At 40.6% G+C, this 18512-nt stretch carries 16 protein-coding genes and 1 other annotated feature; all 16 genes read right to left on the bottom strand.

Annotated features, from left to right (window positions below; translation table 11 throughout):
* Positions 1 to 647: 647 nt before the first annotated feature.
* On the bottom strand, positions 648 to 1835 hold the full coding sequence (gene tuf / locus J7E81_RS26400) for an elongation factor Tu (RefSeq protein ID WP_215047095.1): 1188 nt from the start codon (positions 1833 to 1835) through the stop codon (positions 648 to 650).
* Between the two features lie 129 nt (positions 1836 to 1964).
* Positions 1965 to 4046, bottom strand: coding sequence for an elongation factor G (fusA, locus tag J7E81_RS26405; protein ID WP_215047097.1), 2082 nt, complete (start codon positions 4044 to 4046; stop codon positions 1965 to 1967).
* A gap of 48 nt (positions 4047 to 4094) precedes the next feature.
* Positions 4095 to 4565, bottom strand: coding sequence for a 30S ribosomal protein S7 (gene rpsG, locus J7E81_RS26410; RefSeq protein ID WP_215047099.1), 471 nt, complete (start codon positions 4563 to 4565; stop codon positions 4095 to 4097).
* Positions 4566 to 4608: 43 nt separating this feature from the next.
* Complete coding sequence (gene rpsL, locus J7E81_RS26415) at positions 4609 to 5031, bottom strand: 30S ribosomal protein S12 (protein ID WP_026565517.1); 423 nt, start codon at positions 5029 to 5031, stop codon at positions 4609 to 4611.
* Between the two features lie 102 nt (positions 5032 to 5133).
* Positions 5134 to 5382, bottom strand: a complete 249-nt coding sequence (locus J7E81_RS26420) for a 50S ribosomal protein L7ae-like protein (protein WP_215047102.1) — start codon at positions 5380 to 5382, stop codon at positions 5134 to 5136.
* A gap of 161 nt (positions 5383 to 5543) precedes the next feature.
* Positions 5544 to 9143 (bottom strand): DNA-directed RNA polymerase subunit beta', encoded by a 3600-nt coding sequence (rpoC, locus tag J7E81_RS26425; protein ID WP_215047103.1) that lies wholly within the window; start codon positions 9141 to 9143, stop codon positions 5544 to 5546.
* Positions 9144 to 9233: 90 nt separating this feature from the next.
* The gene (gene rpoB, locus J7E81_RS26430) at positions 9234 to 12794 is read right to left on the bottom strand and encodes a DNA-directed RNA polymerase subunit beta (protein ID WP_215047105.1); all 3561 of its coding nucleotides are present in this window, start codon (positions 12792 to 12794) and stop codon (positions 9234 to 9236) included.
* Positions 12795 to 13050: 256 nt separating this feature from the next.
* Positions 13051 to 13650 carry a class I SAM-dependent methyltransferase gene (locus tag J7E81_RS26435; RefSeq protein ID WP_215047107.1) on the bottom strand — a complete coding sequence of 200 codons (600 nt, stop codon included), beginning with the start codon at positions 13648 to 13650 and terminating at the stop codon, positions 13051 to 13053.
* 199 nt (positions 13651 to 13849) lie between these two features.
* A complete protein-coding gene (rplL, locus tag J7E81_RS26440) occupies positions 13850 to 14212 on the bottom strand; it encodes a 50S ribosomal protein L7/L12 (RefSeq protein WP_101645926.1) in 363 nt (120 codons plus the stop codon).
* Between the two features lie 205 nt (positions 14213 to 14417).
* Entirely contained in the window at positions 14418 to 14918 is a 501-nt protein-coding gene (rplJ, locus tag J7E81_RS26445; RefSeq protein WP_215047109.1) for a 50S ribosomal protein L10, read from the bottom strand.
* 33 nt (positions 14919 to 14951) lie between these two features.
* Positions 14952 to 15095, bottom strand: a sequence feature (ribosomal protein L10 leader region).
* 53 nt (positions 15096 to 15148) lie between these two features.
* Complete coding sequence (rplA, locus tag J7E81_RS26450; RefSeq protein ID WP_098533243.1) at positions 15149 to 15847, bottom strand: 50S ribosomal protein L1; 699 nt, start codon at positions 15845 to 15847, stop codon at positions 15149 to 15151.
* 182 nt (positions 15848 to 16029) lie between these two features.
* Positions 16030 to 16455, bottom strand: a complete 426-nt coding sequence (gene rplK, locus J7E81_RS26455) for a 50S ribosomal protein L11 (RefSeq protein ID WP_141561102.1) — start codon at positions 16453 to 16455, stop codon at positions 16030 to 16032.
* A 236-nt stretch (positions 16456 to 16691) separates the two neighbouring features.
* Positions 16692 to 17225 (bottom strand): transcription termination/antitermination protein NusG, encoded by a 534-nt coding sequence (nusG, locus tag J7E81_RS26460; RefSeq protein ID WP_215047111.1) that lies wholly within the window; start codon positions 17223 to 17225, stop codon positions 16692 to 16694.
* Positions 17226 to 17407: 182 nt separating this feature from the next.
* Positions 17408 to 17590 (bottom strand): preprotein translocase subunit SecE, encoded by a 183-nt coding sequence (gene secE, locus J7E81_RS26465; protein ID WP_215047113.1) that lies wholly within the window; start codon positions 17588 to 17590, stop codon positions 17408 to 17410.
* 48 nt (positions 17591 to 17638) lie between these two features.
* Positions 17639 to 17785 (bottom strand): 50S ribosomal protein L33, encoded by a 147-nt coding sequence (gene rpmG, locus J7E81_RS26470; protein ID WP_215047115.1) that lies wholly within the window; start codon positions 17783 to 17785, stop codon positions 17639 to 17641.
* Positions 17786 to 17902: 117 nt separating this feature from the next.
* The gene (sigH, locus tag J7E81_RS26475) at positions 17903 to 18508 is read right to left on the bottom strand and encodes an RNA polymerase sporulation sigma factor SigH (RefSeq protein ID WP_251028903.1); all 606 of its coding nucleotides are present in this window, start codon (positions 18506 to 18508) and stop codon (positions 17903 to 17905) included.
* Positions 18509 to 18512 lie beyond the last annotated feature (4 nt).

The raw sequence follows: 18512 nt of genomic DNA on the forward strand, positions 1-18512 counted from the left end.
ATTCATCTTTTTTCTTAATTTCAAAATTATCTAACTTATATATAGAAGAAACTTGGAGTGAATTTGTTAGGGTTTATGGATTAGGATCTTAAGGGTTGGTATTGGGGATTTACAAGGGGGGATAAATTGAACATTAGAAAGGGGCTATTGGACAGAAACCTTTTACAAGCTCTCGAATTTGTCTTATAGACAGGATCTATCGGACAAGGTTTCAGTTTTCAAATGAAAATTATCCTATAGCAGCTGACCTATTAGACAGAATCTCTTTGAAAATCATAAGTTTGTCCATTAGAAACGGCCTATTGGGAAAAATTCAATAACACCAACTCGATATTGTCTTATAGACAAGGACTAATGGACAAAATTTCAGTTTCCTTTTGAAAATTGTCCAATAGCAGCACCTCTATTAGACAAAAACTCTTTGAAAATCATGAAAGTGTCCAGTAGAAAGGGCCTATTGGACAAATTCCTTTTTACACCCCACGTTTTTGTCTTATAGACAATGTCTATCGGACAAACCTTCAGTCTCCTTATAAAAATCGTCCAATAGAATGAGGTTATTGAGATTGACTCCGAAAAAAGACCAGAAGTGATTTATAAACAAAAAAAGCAGATGGATCGTCATCCATCTGCTTTTTATAGAGTGATTACTCTTGAATTGTTGTGATTGAACCTGAACCAACTGTACGTCCGCCTTCACGAATAGAGAACTTAGTTCCTTCTTCGATCGCAACTGGAGCGATTAGTTCAACAGTCATTTCGATATGGTCGCCAGGCATAACCATTTCAGTACCTTCTGGAAGATTACAGATACCTGTAATATCAGAAGTACGGAAATAGAATTGTGGACGATAGTTTGTGAAGAATGGAGTATGACGTCCACCTTCTTCTTTTGATAATACGTAAACTTGTGCTTTAAACTTTGTATGTGGAGTGATTGATTTTGGCTTAGCCAAAACTTGTCCACGCTCGATTTCTTCACGAGCAACACCACGAAGAAGGGCACCAATGTTGTCACCAGCTTCAGCAAAGTCAAGAAGCTTACGGAACATTTCTACACCTGTTACAGTAGTAGATTTAGGCTCTTCAGTGAAACCAACGATTTCAACTACGTCACCAACTTTAACTACACCACGCTCAACACGTCCTGTAGCAACTGTTCCACGACCAGTGATTGAGAATACGTCCTCAACTGGCATCATGAAAGGCTTGTCAGTGTCACGAGTTGGAGTTGGGATGAACTCGTCAACAGCAGCCATTAATTCAAGAACTTTTTCTTCCCAAGCAGCTTCGCCCTCAAGAGCTTTAAGAGCAGAACCTTTGATAACTGGAGTGTCATCGCCAGGGAAATCGTATTCTGTTAATAGGTCACGAATTTCCATTTCTACTAATTCAAGAAGCTCTTCGTCGTCAACCATATCACACTTGTTCATGAATACAACAAGGTAAGGTACGCCTACCTGACGAGAAAGAAGGATGTGCTCACGAGTTTGTGGCATTGGGCCGTCAGTTGCAGATACTACTAGGATACCGCCGTCCATTTGCGCAGCACCAGTGATCATGTTTTTAACATAGTCAGCGTGTCCTGGGCAGTCAACGTGTGCATAGTGACGGTTATCAGTTTCATATTCAACGTGTGCAGTAGAGATTGTGATACCACGTTCTTTTTCTTCTGGTGCACCATCGATTTGATCGTATGCACGAGCTTCTGCTTTACCTGATTTAGCAAGAACAGAAGTGATTGCAGCTGTTAAAGTAGTTTTACCATGGTCAACGTGTCCGATTGTACCAATGTTAACGTGTGGCTTTGAACGGTCGAATTTAGCTTTTGCCATTTGGAAAATCCTCCTTTGGATTATAAGGTTTTAAGTATATTTTAAGTGGAAACTGTTAATATGGATTAGTCCATCAACAGTTTCCGTTCTTACATAAGTAGTTATACTTTATATAAAGGTGAAAATCAATTATTCACCTTTATTTTTTTTGATGATTTCTTCAGAAATTGATTTTGGAACTTCTTCATAGTGATCAAAGTGCATAGAGAATACTCCACGACCTTGAGTACTTGAACGAAGTGCAGTTGCATAACCAAACATTTCAGAAAGTGGAACCATTGAACGAACTACTTGTGCATTACCACGAGCTTCCATACCTTCAACACGGCCACGACGAGCAGTAATTTGACCCATGATATCACCTAAGTAATCTTCAGGGATTACAACTTCTACTCTCATAACAGGTTCAAGGATAACTGGCTGACACTTAGAAGCAGCATTTTTAAGCGCCATTGAGGCAGCAATTTTAAACGCCATTTCAGAGGAGTCAACATCATGGTAAGATCCATCGAATAATCTTGCTTTAATATCAACTAAAGGATAACCAGCAAGAACACCGCGATCTAGTGCATCTTCAAGACCAGCTTGTACAGCAGGGATGTATTCACGTGGAACGACACCACCGACGATACCGTTCACGAATTCAAATCCTTTACCTTCTTCATTAGGTCCGAATTCGATCCAAACGTGACCATATTGTCCACGACCACCAGATTGGCGGGCAAACTTACCTTCAACTTGTGCAGAAGCACGGAATGTTTCACGGTAAGCAACCTGTGGAGCACCTACGTTAGCTTCAACTTTGAACTCACGACGCATACGGTCAACGATGATGTCAAGGTGAAGTTCACCCATACCAGCAATGATGACTTGTCCAGTTTCCTGGTCTGTATGTGCGCGGAAAGTTGGATCTTCTTCTTGAAGTTTTTGTAAAGCAGTTGTCATTTTGTCTTGGTCTGCTTTTGATTTTGGTTCAACAGAAAGTTGAATTACAGGCTCTGGGAATTGCATAGACTCTAAGATAACAAGGTTTTTCTCATCACATAGAGTATCACCAGTAGTTGTATCTTTTAGACCTACAGCTGCTGCAATATCACCCGCGAAAACCTTAGAGATTTCTTGACGGCTGTTTGCGTGCATTTGTAGAATACGTCCGATACGCTCACGCTTTCCTTTAGTTGAGTTCTGAACATATGATCCAGCCTCTAAAGTACCAGAGTAAACACGGAAGAACGTTAATTTACCAACATAAGGGTCTGTCATAACTTTGAACGCAAGAGCTGAGAATGGCTCTTCATCACTAGAGTGACGCTCAAGGACTTCTTCTTCATCATCAACTGCATGACCTTTAATAGCAGGTACATCTAGTGGAGATGGAAGATAATCGATAACTGCATCCAACATTAATTGAACACCTTTGTTTTTGAATGCCGATCCACAGATTACAGGATAGAATTCTACGTTAACAGTACCTTTACGAATAGCTGCTTTTAGCTCTTCTTTAGTGATTTCTTCACCGCCAAGGTATTTTTCCATTAACTCTTCATCTAATTCTGCAACTGCTTCGATAAGCTTTTCACGGTATTCTTCAGCTTGAGCGCGGTATTCTTCTGGAATCTCACGAACTTCAATATCAGTTCCTAAGTCGTTTCCGTAGAATACAGCATTCATTTCTACAAGGTCAATGATTGCTTCAAACTGATCTTCAGCACCGATAGGTAACTGAATCGCATGCGCATTCGCCTGCAAACGGTCGTGGATTGTCCCTACAGAATATAGGAAGTCAGCTCCGATTTTGTCCATTTTGTTTACGAATACGACACGTGGTACACCGTAAGTTGTTGCTTGACGCCATACTGTTTCAGTTTGTGGCTCAACACCAGATTGTGCATCTAGTACTGCTACTGCACCATCTAGTACACGTAGGGAACGTTCAACTTCAACTGTGAAGTCTACGTGTCCTGGTGTGTCAATGATATTTACGCGGTGACCTTTCCAAGATGCAGTTGTTGCTGCAGATGTGATAGTGATACCGCGTTCTTGTTCCTGCTCCATCCAGTCCATCTGAGAAGCACCTTCATGTGTTTCACCAATCTTATGAATACGACCAGTGTAGTAAAGGACACGCTCAGTGGTAGTCGTCTTACCGGCATCAATGTGTGCCATGATACCGATATTACGAGTATTTTCTAAGGAGAACTCTCTTGCCATTGGGTCTTTCTCCTTCCTAGTATGAAAGTTTTTATATTGAAGGTTAAATTACCAACGATAGTGAGCAAACGCTTTGTTTGCTTCTGCCATTTTGTGTGTATCTTCACGCTTCTTAACAGATGCGCCAGAGTTGTTAGCTGCATCCATGATTTCGTTAGCTAAACGCTCTTCCATTGTTTTTTCACCGCGAAGACGCGCATAGTTCACTAACCAGCGAAGACCTAAAGTTGTACGACGATCAGGGCGCACCTCAACTGGTACTTGGTAGTTTGCACCACCTACACGACGAGCTCTAACTTCAAGAACAGGCATGATATTTTTCATTGCTGCTTCGAAAGTCTCCATCGGCTCTTTGCCAGTACGTTCACGAATTGTATCGAACGCAGAATAAAGAATTTCTTGAGATTTACCTCTTTTACCATCGATCATCATTTTGTTGATTAGACGAGTAACTAATTTAGAATTATAAAGTGGATCAGGTAACACGTCTCTTTTTGCTACAGGACCTTTACGTGGCATTTTGTTTCCTCCTTTCAAAGAAGCTTCTATTTATTGTGTGTTTTTATTTCTTAGCTGCTTTTGGTCTCTTAGTACCATATTTAGAACGGCCTTGCATACGGTTGTTTACTCCAGCTGTATCAAGCGCTCCACGTACGATGTGATAACGTACCCCCGGTAAGTCCTTTACACGTCCTCCACGGATAAGAACAACACTGTGCTCTTGAAGGTTATGGCCGATACCAGGAATGTAAGCTGTCACCTCGATACCATTTGTCAAACGTACACGTGCATATTTACGTAACGCTGAGTTTGGTTTCTTTGGAGTCATTGTACCAACACGAGTACATACTCCGCGTTTTTGTGGTGAAGATACATTTGTTTGAGATTTCTTAAAGCTGTTGTAACCTTTGTTAAGTGCTGGTGATTTTGACTTTTCCTCTTTAGATTGACGAGGTTTGCGCACTAATTGGTTAATAGTAGGCATGATTTTTCCTCCCTTCGTTATTTGTAAGCCCACACATCCAGGTGGTTCATTTTTTTGCAAAAACAAAGTTTTTGCAGATTACTCTATCTACAAAAACAGTTTTTAACGGATAATAGCGACAGTTGCTGCACCGACTTCAATTCCAGATGCTTTACCGAGGTTTTTCATCGAGTCTACATACTGGATTGGGATCTTCATCAAGAGTGCTTCTTCAACGACTTTTGCTGTTAACTTTGGTTCAGCGTCGTTTGCAACGAGAATCTCTTGTACAGTTCCTTCTTTCAGTGCTCTCACTGCTTGTTTTGTACCAATAACAATCTTGTGTGCTTTTAATACTTTTTCATAAGACATAGAGTATATCCTCCAAAGTATCCGTTGAATAGGAGCACCTTTGATATAATATCATCTTACCAAAAAGATGTCAACAAATGTTTCGTAAATTTTATTCAAAGTACTCAATGGTAATAATTTCATAAATGTGGTACCTGCATTTTGCAGGTACCACAGCTTATTTAATCAATTGCAACAGTTTCTTCAGAGGTTGTATCGCGAAGGACTGGCTCTGCCTTACGATAACGCTGCATTCCTGTTCCAGCAGGAACAAGTTTACCGATGATTACATTTTCTTTCAAGCCGAGTAACTCATCACGTTTTCCTTTGATTGCAGCATCAGTAAGAACTCTTGTTGTTTCTTGGAATGATGCAGCTGACAAGAATGAATCTGTTTCAAGTGATGCTTTGGTAATACCAAGTAAGACTGGACGTCCAGTAGCAGGCAATTTACCTTCAAGCAAAGCCTTCTCGTTTGCATCAGTAAACTGATGGATATCAAGAAGTGTACCTGGAAGTACATCTGTTTCCCCTGCATCGCCAACGCGGATTTTACGCAGCATTTGACGAACCATTACTTCAACGTGTTTATCGCCAATTTCAACCCCTTGCATACGGTAAACCTTTTGTACCTCACGCAATAGGTATTCTTGAACAGATGTAACGTCTTTTACTTTAATTAATTCTTTCGGATCAATCGAACCTTCTGTTAGTTCTTGACCACGATCAACATGATCATTAATTGCTACCTTTAAGCGGGCTGTATATGGAGCATTATAGGTACGAGATTCCACTTCACCTTGAACCACGATTTCATGCTGGCGGTCACGGCCTTCATTAATACCTACAATAACACCCTCAATTTCAGAGATGACCGCTTGACCTTTAGGGTTACGCGCTTCAAAAATCTCTTGGATACGCGGTAAACCTTGGGTAATATCATCTCCGGCAACCCCACCGGTATGGAATGTACGCATGGTTAACTGTGTTCCTGGCTCACCGATGGATTGGGCAGCGATAATACCAACTGCTTCACCCACTTCAACTTCTTGACCAGTTGCCAAGTTGCGGCCATAACACTTCTTACATACACCATGACGAGTATTACATGTAAAGGCAGATCTAATTTTTACTTCTTCAATTCCTGCATTAACGATCACTTCTGCTAAATCCTCAGTAATTAAGCCATTTTCAGGTACAATAACTTCATTTGTCTCTGGATGTCTAATTGGTGTACGAGCGTAACGGCCAATTAAACGTTCATCCAAACCTTCGATGATTTCTGTACCGTCTTTTAAAGCACTGATTAGGAAGCCGCGGTCCGTTCCGCAATCGTCCTCACGAACAATGACGTCCTGGGCTACGTCAACTAAACGACGAGTTAAGTAACCTGAGTCAGCTGTTTTAAGGGCTGTATCGGCAAGACCTTTACGGGCACCGTGAGTCGAGATAAAGTACTCTAATACGGTTAATCCTTCACGGAAACTTGATTTAATTGGTAATTCGATGATACGTCCAGCCGGGTTGGCCATCAGACCACGCATACCAGCAAGCTGTGTAAAGTTAGAGGCATTACCACGGGCACCGGAATCACTCATCATAAAGATCGGATTCGATTTATTCAAGGACTTCATCAGTTTACCTTGAATGGTATCTTTCGCAGCACTCCAGATTGCAATAACACGATCGTAACGCTCATCTTCAGTAATTAGACCACGTCTGAATTGCTTCATTACGTTATCTACTTTTTCTTGAGCTTCATGAAGAATTTGCGGTTTTTCAGGAAGTACGACAATATCAGCCACACCAACGGTTAAACCGGCTTTAGTTGAATGCTTAAAGCCTAGATCCTTCATGCGGTCAAGCATTTTAGAAGTTTCGGTAATTTTGAATCGCTTAAAGACCTCAGCAATGATATTTCCAAGAATTTTCTTTTTAAATGGATCAATCAAAGGCATTTCTTTAATTCTAGCTTTTACGTCTTCACCTTTTTCAATAAAATACTTGGCAGGTGTTTCGACTTCTAGATTATGTCTTGTTGGTTCATTGATATACGGGAATGACTTCGGAAGAATTTCATTAAAAATAAGTTTACCAACCGTTGTCATTAATAATTTATTATTTTGTTCTTCTGTAAAGGTTTCATTGCCTAATGAACCAGCATGAACAGCGACACGTGTATGGAAGTGTACATAGCCGTTTTGGTAGGCAAGGATTGCTTCACTAGTGTCTTTAAAGACCATACCTTCACCAATCGTGCCTTCACGCTCTAAGGTTAAGTAATAGTTACCTAATACCATGTCCTGAGAAGGAGTAACAACTGGCTTACCATCTTTAGGGTTCAAGATATTTTGAGCCGCTAGCATCAACAGACGAGCCTCTGCTTGAGCTTCAGATGATAATGGTACGTGAACAGCCATTTGGTCACCGTCAAAGTCCGCGTTGTATGCTGTACATACAAGTGGATGAAGGCGAATCGCCCGTCCTTCAACTAGTGTTGGTTCAAATGCCTGAATACCCAATCTATGAAGTGTAGGGGCACGGTTTAACAGAACTGGATGCTCCTTAATAACATCTTCAAGTACATCCCAAACATCCGGAGATACACGTTCGATTTTACGTTTTGCCGATTTAATGTTGTGTGCCAATCCTTTTTCAACTAGCTCTTTCATCACAAATGGCTTGAATAATTCAAGAGCCATTTCCTTCGGAAGACCGCATTGATACATTTTTAGGTTTGGACCAACAACGATAACGGACCGGCCTGAATAGTCAACACGTTTACCAAGTAAGTTTTGACGGAAACGTCCTTGTTTACCTTTAAGCATATGAGAAAGAGATTTTAACGGACGGTTACCAGGACCTGTAACAGGTCTGCCGCGACGGCCGTTATCGATTAAGGCATCGACTGCTTCTTGAAGCATACGCTTTTCGTTTTGAACAATAATGCTTGGAGCACCAAGATCTAATAAACGCTTTAATCGGTTATTTCGGTTGATAACACGGCGATAAAGATCGTTTAGGTCAGATGTTGCAAAACGTCCGCCATCCAATTGTACCATCGGACGAAGTTCCGGCGGAATAACTGGAAGTACATCAAGAATCATCCATGATGGCTCATTACCAGAGTTACGGAAGGCTTCCAACACTTCAAGACGCTTAATCGCGCGTGTACGGCGCTGGCCTTGTGCGGTCTTAAGTTCTTCCTTTAGGATGTCTACTTCTTTATTTAAATCAATATCAGAAAGAAGCTTTTTAATCGCTTCTGCGCCCATGGCAGCTTGGAATTTACTTCCATACTTTTCACGATAGGCACGATATTCTTTTTCAGATAAAAGGTGCTTTTTATCAAGTGGAGTATCACCTGATTCTGTCACGACATATGAAGCAAAGTAGATAACTTCTTCTAAAGCACGAGGGGACATGTCTAACACAAGACCCATTCGGCTTGGAATACCTTTAAAGTACCAAATATGTGAGACAGGTGCAGCTAATTCAATATGACCCATACGTTCGCGACGTACTTTTGCACGTGTTACTTCAACACCACAACGGTCACAAACAACGCCCTTGTAACGGACACGCTTATATTTTCCGCAATGACATTCCCAGTCCTTCGTTGGACCAAAGATTCGCTCACAGAATAAGCCGTCTTTCTCAGGTTTTAACGTACGATAGTTAATGGTTTCTGGCTTTTTCACTTCTCCGAATGACCATGAACGGATCTTATCCGGTGAAGCAAGACCAATTTTCATATACTCAAAATTATTAACGTCAAGCAAGGGGCCTACCTCCCTTTCGATATCCAGGTTCTACCCTTATTAGAAAAGCAGAAGCGCACACACATGTTGCGTGCGCTTCAGCTCGAGAAATTACTCTTTTGAACCTACTTTTTCAGATTCGAAACTTGGTGCATCTGGTGCGATGTTTAATGTGTCAACTTGTTGTAAGTCGTCATCATCTTCTGTATCTCGCATTTCAATTTCTTCTTCATCGCCGGAAAGGATTTTTACATCCATACCTAAGCTTTGAAGTTCTTTAATTAATACTTTGAATGATTCAGGAACACCTGGCTCCGGAACATTTTCACCTTTTACAATCGCCTCATATGTTTTCACACGACCAACAACGTCGTCCGATTTAACGGTTAGGATTTCTTGAAGTGTATAGGCAGCACCGTATGCTTCAAGTGCCCAAACCTCCATCTCACCGAAACGCTGACCACCGAATTGAGCTTTACCGCCCAATGGCTGCTGTGTAACAAGTGAGTATGGTCCTGTAGAACGGGCATGGAGTTTATCGTCAACCATGTGCGCCAATTTAATCATATACATGACACCAACGGATACACGGTTATCAAACGGCTCCCCTGAACGGCCATCATACAGAACGGTTTTGGCATCACGAGCCATACCTGCTTCTTCGATCGTACCCCAAACATCTTCTTCTCGAGCACCATCAAATACTGGTGTAGCAACATGAATACCTAGGTATCTTGCTGCCATTCCCAAATGAAGCTCAAGCACCTGACCGATGTTCATACGAGAAGGTACCCCTAATGGGTTTAACATGATATCTACAGGTGTGCCATCTGGTAAGTAAGGCATATCTTCTTCCGGTAAAATCCGTGAGATAACCCCTTTGTTACCGTGGCGTCCCGCCATTTTATCACCTTGGTGAATCTTACGTTTCTGAACGATATAAACACGGACAAGCTGGTTTACACCTGGTGGCAGTTCATCACCATCTTCACGATTGAAGACTTTAACGTCATGAACAATACCGCCGCCGCCATGTGGAACTCTTAGTGACGTATCACGAACTTCACGAGCTTTTTCACCAAAGATAGCGTGAAGGAGACGTTCTTCAGCTGTTAATTCTGTTACACCTTTTGGCGTTACTTTACCAACAAGAAGGTCACCATCTTTTACTTCAGCTCCAGTACGGATAATACCACGTTCATCCAAATTACGAAGAGCATCTTCCCCTACGTTTGGAATGTCACGAGTGATTTCCTCAGGTCCAAGCTTGGTATCACGAGATTCTGATTCATATTCTTCAATATGAATGGAAGTATAAACATCATCTTTTACAAGACGTTCACTCATAATGATGGCATCTTCATAGTTATAACCATCCCATGTCATGAAGGCAACGAGGACGTTACGTCCAAGTGCTAACTCACCTAATTCCATGGATGGACCGTCCGCTAAGATTTCACCTTTTTTCACGCGGTCGCCAACAGCCACGATTGGACGTTGGTTATAGCAAGTACCTTGGTTAGAACGGATAAATTTCAATAATCGATATTTTTTAAGATCGCCTTTTACTTCTTGGCCATCTAGTTCTTTAACTTCACGAACCCAAACTTCACGGGCTTCAACATGTTCAACAATACCATCCTGCTTACAGATAACCGCTGCACCGGAGTCTTTACCTGATACATATTCCATACCAGTACCAACTCTTGGCGCTTCAGGCTGCATTAAAGGCACTGCTTGACGCTGCATGTTCGCACCCATCAAAGCACGGTTTGAGTCATCATTTTCTAGGAACGGGATACACGCGGTTGCCGCTGATACTACCTGTTTTGGTGATACATCCATGTAGTCGATGCGTTCGCGTTTTACAACTGTGTTTTCACCACGGAAACGAGCTACTACCTCGTCATCGAGGAAGGCACCGTCATCACCAAGACGAGAATTCGCCTGTGCTACTACATAGTTATCTTCTTCATCCGCTGTAAGATAATCGATTCGGCTTGTCACCCTGCCAGTATCTGGGTCAACACGACGGTATGGTGTTTCAATAAAACCAAAACGGTTTACCTTCGCATAAGATGAAAGCGAGTTGATCAAACCAATGTTTGGACCTTCAGGCGTTTCAATTGGACACATACGTCCATAGTGGGAGTAGTGTACGTCACGTACTTCCATCCCTGCACGTTCACGTGTTAAACCACCAGGTCCTAATGCTGATAGACGACGCTTGTGAGTTAACTCCGCAAGCGGGTTGGTTTGGTCCATGAACTGTGATAATTGCGAACTTCCAAAGAACTCTTTAATAGAAGCAATTACCGGACGAATATTAATTAGCTGCTGCGGTGTAATCGTTGCCGTGTCTTGAATGGACATTCTTTCACGAACAACACGCTCCATCCGAGACAAGCCGATCCGGAATTGGTTCTGTAACAATTCACCAACAGAACGAAGACGTCTGTTACCCAAGTGGTCAATATCATCTGTATCGCCTACTCCATGTAATAAATTAAAGAAGTAGCTAATCGATGCAATGATATCTGCTGGTGTAATATTTTTAATTGGCTCTGCCACATAGGCATTACCTAGTACATTAATCACTTTTTCATTTTCATCGCCAGGAGCATAGATTTTAATGCCTTGAAGAATGATTTCTTCGCTTACTACACCGCCAACAGGGTTGTGGCCTCGGAAATTAATATTCTTTTCAAGGGCAGGGATAATTCTGTCAAGGTTTCTCCTATCAAGGAGTGTTCCTTTTTCGGCAATGATTTCACCAGTTTCAGGATCAGCAAGTGACTCTGCTAAACGCTGGTTGAATAAACGATTTTTAATATGAAGCTTTTTATTGATTTTGTAACGCCCAACATTAGCCAGATCATAACGCTTCGGATCAAAGAAACGAGACACTAACAAACTCTTAGCGTTATCAACGGTAGGCGGTTCGCCCGGACGAAGACGCTCATAAATTTCTAATAGCGCTTTGTCAACACCCTCTGTGTTATCCTTCTCAAGCGTATTGCGGATGTACTCGTTATCACCAATCAATTCAATGATTTCTTGATCGGAACCAAAGCCTAATGCACGCAAAAGAACCGTAACGGGCAGTTTCCGAGTACGATCTATTCTTACATAAACTACATCTTTGGCATCTGTTTCATACTCCAGCCAAGCACCGCGGTTCGGAATTACTGTCGCAGTAAAACCTTTCTTGCCATTTTTATCAAGTTTTCCACTAAAGTAAACGCTCGGTGAACGCACTAACTGTGATACTATAACGCGTTCTGCCCCATTAATGACAAATGTACCTGTTTCTGTCATCAGCGGGAAATCACCCATAAATACATCTTGGTCTTTTACTTCACCAGTTTCTTTGTTTACAAGACGTACTTTTACACGTAATGGAGCAGAATATGTAACGTCCCGTTCTTTCGATTCTTCTACAGAATACTTTGGATCGCCAAGGCTGTAATCAATAAATTCCAGTGATAGGTTACCAGTAAAATCTTCAATCGGTGAAATATCTTGAAACATTTCACGTAATCCCTCATCCAAGAACCATTGATAAGAAGAGGTTTGGATTTCAATAAGATTTGGTAATTCTAAAACTTCACTGATTCGTGCGTAACTTCTACGTTGGCGGTGTCGTCCATACTGAACTAGTTGACCTGTCAACTGATTCACCCCTCAAATCAAGCGTTTTTTAATAAATCTATTACGTCTAATAATAGAAGTTAAAAACTCTACCAATTAGACAAAAAGAAAAAGGGTTTTTTCATTAAAAACCACATTTTCACATTTTGATTATTATTTTGTCATCATTTCCTTCTTATGCCGTTTTTATACTAAGAAAATAAGTATTTTTAGGAATAAATCGGAAATTATTATGATGGCATTTTATAATGCTAACACAACGACAAAGTCGAGTCAACTATTTTATTGCCTTAATAATAAAATAACCTTTGGTTTTGTCGACGGTCTCAACTTCAGAAAATAGGGTTTTTAATTTTTCAAGCGCAGACGGAGCTCCTTGTTTCTTTTGGATGACAATCCAAAGTTCGCCATTAGGAACCAGATGCGCAAAGCTTTGTTCAAAAATATCATGAACAGTTTGTTTACCTGCTCTAATCGGTGGATTTGTTAAGATGACTGCGAAATGATCACCTTTAATATTTAATAAGCGGTCGCTTTCATAAATATCAACATTTGTAATATGATTTATAGTGGCATTTTCCTTAGCTAACTCAATGGCCCGCCCATTTACATCTACCATATGAACAAAGCGGCCATTGAATTCCTTCGCAATCGATAAACCAATTGGTCCATACCCACAGCCTACATCAAGAACATGTCCTTCAACGTCTGGCATCATAAAAGACTCTATGAGTAAACGTGAGCCAAAATCTACTTCTCGTTTTGAAAAAACACCGTTATCAGTCTTAAAACGGAAAGAATGGTTTCGTAAGCGATAATCCCAATATTTCGGATCACTTTCCACATTTTGAGTTCGAGAATAGTAGTGTTCGGACAATAGACTCACCTCCGGAGATCATTATATGAAGAAATAAGAGGAATAGCTCATCATTAAAGTATAACCCTTTGAACCTTATGAACTATCTGCTCAAACGACTAGCAACGAATGGATTCTCCATGAATCGCAAACCAAGTCGCCTTTGCTTTAAAATAGCCAAAAAAAGCCCGCTTATGCAGCGAGCTTTTTTATAGTAGAATTACTTAACTTCAACGTTAGCTCCAACTTCATCAAGCTTAGCTTTGATTGCTTCAGCTTCTTCTTTAGCAACGCCTTCTTTAATTGCTTTTGGAGTGTTGTCAACAAGGTCTTTTGCTTCTTTAAGACCAAGACCAGTGATTTCACGTACAACTTTAATAACTTTGATTTTTTGATCGCCAGCGCTAGCTAGGATTACATCAAATTCAGTTTGCTCTTCAACAGCAGCAGCTCCAGCTCCGCCTACCATTGCTACAGGAGCAGCAGCAGTTACGCCGAATTCTTCTTCAATTGCTTTTACAAGATCGTTAAGTTCTAAAACAGTCATAGATTTAACTGCTTCAATGATTTGTTCTTTAGTCATGATTAGTTTTCCTCCTTAGTTTTCGTTACCTTTTATTAGTTTAACGCTTCAGATTGTCCAGCTTCAGCTCCCAGCAGCTAGTGTCCTTCGCTCTTTTCCCTACGATAAGTCAACATCGGCTCGCTTACGCTCTCCGTGTTTCCTTTATCTCAGTCAAAGCGCTCCAGGCCATACGCTGCTAAACGGTCGCTTCAGCTTTTCTAGCTTATGCGCCTTGTTCTTCTTTTTGATCTGCAACTGCTTTTGCAGCAAGAGCAAGATTGCGAATTGGAGCTTGTAGTACGCTGAGTAGCATAGATAGCAAGCCTTCGCGTGATGGTAGATCAGCAAGAGCTTTAATCTCTTCTGCTGTTGCAACGTTGCCTTCGATTACACCTGCTTTAAGTTCAAGTGCCTCGTGCTTTTTCGCAAAGTCATTCAAGATTTTTGCTGGTGCTACAACATCTTCAGTACTGAACGCAATTGCGTTAGGACCAGTTAATGCTTCGTTTAAGTTAGAAAGCTCAGCTGCATCAGCTGCACGGCGTACCATTGAGTTCTTGTAAACTTTGAATTCAACGCCTGCTTCACGAAGTTGTTTACGAAGTTCAGTTACTTCTGCAACTGAAAGACCACGATAATCAACAACGACAGTTGATACACTTGCTTTTAACTTATCAGTAATTTCTTCAACTAATTGTTTCTTTAGTTCGATTACACTGCTCATCTTTACACCTCCTGTAGATTATCTCCATTTATACCAGGCAAGTTAAAGCCTCCATATCGAGCAAGACATGGAGGCAGCATTCAAAAGCTGAATAATCAGCTTAATCTATTCGCTCTACCTCGGCAGGAAATTAAGCCGTAAGGCACCTGCTGTCTACAGTACAAATGTTTTATTTTAAACAACAAAATAGATTATATAAAATATACTCTAGATTGTCAATTGGTAATAAATTACTTAGCTGCTACAGTAGAAGGATCTACTTTTACACCAGGTCCCATTGTTGAAGAAACTGTAACGTTCTTCATGTAAGTTCCTTTTGCAGCTGCAGGTTTAGCCTTCAGCATTGTATCAAAGATAGTGTTGAAGTTTTCAACAAGCTTTTCGTTTTCGAAAGATGATTTACCGATAGGAACATGAATGTTACCAGACTTGTCTACACGGTATTCAACTTTACCTGCTTTAATTTCATTGATCGCTCTTGTTACATCAAATGTAACTGTACCAGTTTTAGGGTTTGGCATTAAGCCTTTAGGTCCTAAAACACGACCAAGTTTACCAACTTCACCCATCATGTCAGGAGTTGCTACGATTACATCAAAGTCAAACCAACCTTGTTGGATTTTGTTGATGTATTCAGAATCACCTACATAATCAGCTCCAGCTGCTTCTGCTTCTTTCACTTTTTCACCCTTCGCGAATACTAAAACGCGTTGAGTTTTACCAGTTCCGTTAGGAAGCACTACTGCGCCACGGATTTGTTGGTCTGCTTTCTTAGGATCAACACCTAAACGGAAAGCTACTTCAAGAGTTGCATCGAACTTAGTGAAGTTTGTTTTCTTAGCAAGATCAATTGCTTCTGCAATTGGATATGCTTTTAAGCGATCTACAAGCTTTGAAGCTTCTAAATACTTTTTACCTTTTTTAGCCATTTTTATTTCCTCCTAGATTGTGGTTTTAGCGAATTATTCTCCCACGCCGAAAAGCCGAGGCATTTCTTTCTTTAAGAATCTATTGACCTTAAAACGAAATGCCGCCGCTTGACAGAACAAAGGTTGCGAGTATATTAAAATATCGCAACCCCTTCATTACACTTGCGCTTCAGTTACATGGATTAGTCTTCGATAACGATACCCATGCTGCGTGCAGTACCTTCAACCATACGCATTGCTGCTTCAACGCTAGCTGCGTTTAGGTCAGGCATTTTTTGTTCCGCAATCTCGCGTACTTTATCACGCTTTACTGTTGCTACTTTATTACGGTTAGGTTCACCTGAACCAGACTGGATTCCAGCTGCTACTTTTAAAAGAACGGCAGCAGGAGGAGTTTTCGTAATAAATGTAAATGAACGGTCTTCAAATACCGTAATTTCAACAGGAATGATTAATCCAGCTTGATCTGCTGTACGAGCGTTAAATTCCTTACAGAATCCCATGATATTAACACCTGCTTGACCTAGTGCAGGACCAACCGGTGGCGCTGGATTAGCTTTACCAGCAGGAATTTGTAATTTAACGACTTTAATTACTTTTTTAGCCACGAGACACACCTCCTTAAAGTCCGTGATGTGGTAATAGGGACCAACTAGACCCTCCCACTCAACATATGTCTTTATATAAAAATCATAAAGAACTTAAACATTAGTCTAATCTCACAATGGAGACATACTGACCTATGAAATAGTAACATTTTTTAAATATGATTTCAAGTTTTTTTACAATAACTGATTATTTTTCTTTTAAATCACATAAAAATCCTGTTCAAACACATCGGTTTTTATAATTTTTCAATTTGTGTAAAATCAAGTTCTACTGGGGTGTCACGGCCAAACATATTAACAAGAACTTTGAGTTTTGAACGGTCCTTGTCCATTTCTTCAACAGACCCAGTAAAGTTCGCAAAAGGACCTTCCTTTACGCGTACTGTTTCCCCAATTTCATAATCAACATCGATCCGTTTTTCCTCCACACCCATCCGCTTAAGTAACACGACTACTTCCTCAGGTAGTAATGGTGTTGGTTTTGAGCCGGAACCTGCAGAGCCGACAAATCCCGTTACACCAGGAGTATTACGGACTACATACCAAGAATCATCTGTCATAACTAGTTCGACTAATACGTAACCAGGGAATACCTTACGTTTGACAACCTTCTTTTTGCCGTTTTTAATTTCTGTTTCTTCTTCCTCAGGTACAACGACACGGAATATTTTATCTGCCATGCCCATTGATTCAACCCTTTTTTCTAAATTCGCTTTTACCTTATTTTCATAACCAGAGTAAGTATGAACTACGTACCAATTCTTTTCCATTTAAGAGGACTAGATCGTCCGTCCCTCCCTCAATTTTGCAGAAATTTTAATGTCTTTCCCTGAGCTTCGCGACGCTATTCCAACCGCTTCCACTTTTCAAGACAAATTAAAAAACCCGTTTATACGGGTTTTCAGATAAAAATTCCTTTAATAATTCCCATTATACCATGAATGATGGCTATTTATTCAAGAATTAGCCGAATCAATTTAGAGATTCCTAAATCTAGTACAGCAAAAAACGCTGCGAAAAATACGACTGTTGTTAAAACGGTAACCGTCGAACGAACCAATTCCCCGCGTTTCGGCCAGCTGACTTTTCTCATTTCACGGAATATATCACTGAAGAATTTCGTTATGCGCTGCATGATCTCGTAACCCCCAACAACTTAAGTAAGCAATGCTAGTATCTATCTTTATTTTGTTTCCCGGTGGATCGTATGGGCCGCACAGGTCTTACAAAACTTTTTTAGTTCTAATCGTTCCGATTGTGTGTCTTTACCGACTGTCGAATAATTTCGGGAGCCGCACTCCACACAAGCTAAGATGACTTTTTTACTCATATTCGGCACCTTCAACATTCTTCTTATGTTTCACTAAAAATGTAACATGACCCCTATTTAATGTCAATAACTCCTAAAATGGGTTACTAATATTGACAAATTATTTCATCGCTCTACCTACAATGAGAATTCTCGAATTTCCAGATATCGCTCTAGTTTTCGCTTTACCCGCTGTAAGGCATTATCAATCGATTTCACATGCCGATTTAGCTCTTCAGAAATTTCCTGATAGGATTGGCCGTCTAAATAGAGTGCTAGCACCTTTCGTTCCAAGTCGCTTAATAACTCAGTCATTTTTACTTCAATATGGTCGAATTCCTCCTGATTGATAATTAATTCTTCAGGATCCAGGACCTTCGTACCTGATAGGACGTCCATTAAAGTACGATCTGATTCTTCATCATAAATAGGCTTGTCCAATGATACATACGAGTTTAATGGGATATGTTTTTGCCGTGTTGCGGTCTTAATTGCCGTGATGATCTGGCGGGTAATACAGAGTTCAGCAAACGCTTTAAAGGAAGTCAGCTTGTCCTCACGAAAATCACGAATGGCCTTATATAAGCCAATCATTCCTTCTTGGACAATATCTTCCTTATCTGCTCCAATTAAAAAATAGGATCTTGCTTTTGCACGCACAAAATTACGATACTTGTGAATCAAATAATCCAATGCTTCACTATCGCCTTGGTGTACCAAGTCGACAATTCCCTCGTCTTCCATTACG

It is taken from the genome of Bacillus sp. ISL-18, from assembly GCF_018613415.1.
Lineage (GTDB): Bacteria > Bacillota > Bacilli > Bacillales > Cytobacillaceae > Neobacillus.

Bases quoted from the DNA above. Each gene is read 5' to 3' on its own strand.
- nusG (WP_215047111.1), bottom strand. From the start codon at position 17,225: ATGGAAAAGAATTGGTACGTAGTTCATACTTACTCTGGTTATGAAAAT.
- sigH (WP_251028903.1), bottom strand. From the start codon at position 18,508: ATGGAAGACGAGGGAATTGTCGACTTGGTACACCAAGGCGATAGTGAA.
- fusA (WP_215047097.1), bottom strand. From the start codon at position 4,046: ATGGCAAGAGAGTTCTCCTTAGAAAATACTCGTAATATCGGTATCATG.
- rplL (WP_101645926.1), bottom strand. From the start codon at position 14,212: ATGACTAAAGAACAAATCATTGAAGCAGTTAAATCTATGACTGTTTTA.
- rpsL (WP_026565517.1), bottom strand. From the start codon at position 5,031: ATGCCTACTATTAACCAATTAGTGCGCAAACCTCGTCAATCTAAAGAG.
- tuf (WP_215047095.1), bottom strand. From the start codon at position 1,835: ATGGCAAAAGCTAAATTCGACCGTTCAAAGCCACACGTTAACATTGGT.
- rpsG (WP_215047099.1), bottom strand. From the start codon at position 4,565: ATGCCACGTAAAGGTCCTGTAGCAAAAAGAGACGTGTTACCTGATCCA.
- rplJ (WP_215047109.1), bottom strand. From the start codon at position 14,918: ATGAGCAGTGTAATCGAACTAAAGAAACAATTAGTTGAAGAAATTACT.
- rpmG (WP_215047115.1), bottom strand. From the start codon at position 17,785: ATGAGTAAAAAAGTCATCTTAGCTTGTGTGGAGTGCGGCTCCCGAAAT.
- rplA (WP_098533243.1), bottom strand. From the start codon at position 15,847: ATGGCTAAAAAAGGTAAAAAGTATTTAGAAGCTTCAAAGCTTGTAGAT.
- secE (WP_215047113.1), bottom strand. From the start codon at position 17,590: ATGCAGCGCATAACGAAATTCTTCAGTGATATATTCCGTGAAATGAGA.
- J7E81_RS26420 (WP_215047102.1), bottom strand. From the start codon at position 5,382: ATGTCTTATGAAAAAGTATTAAAAGCACACAAGATTGTTATTGGTACA.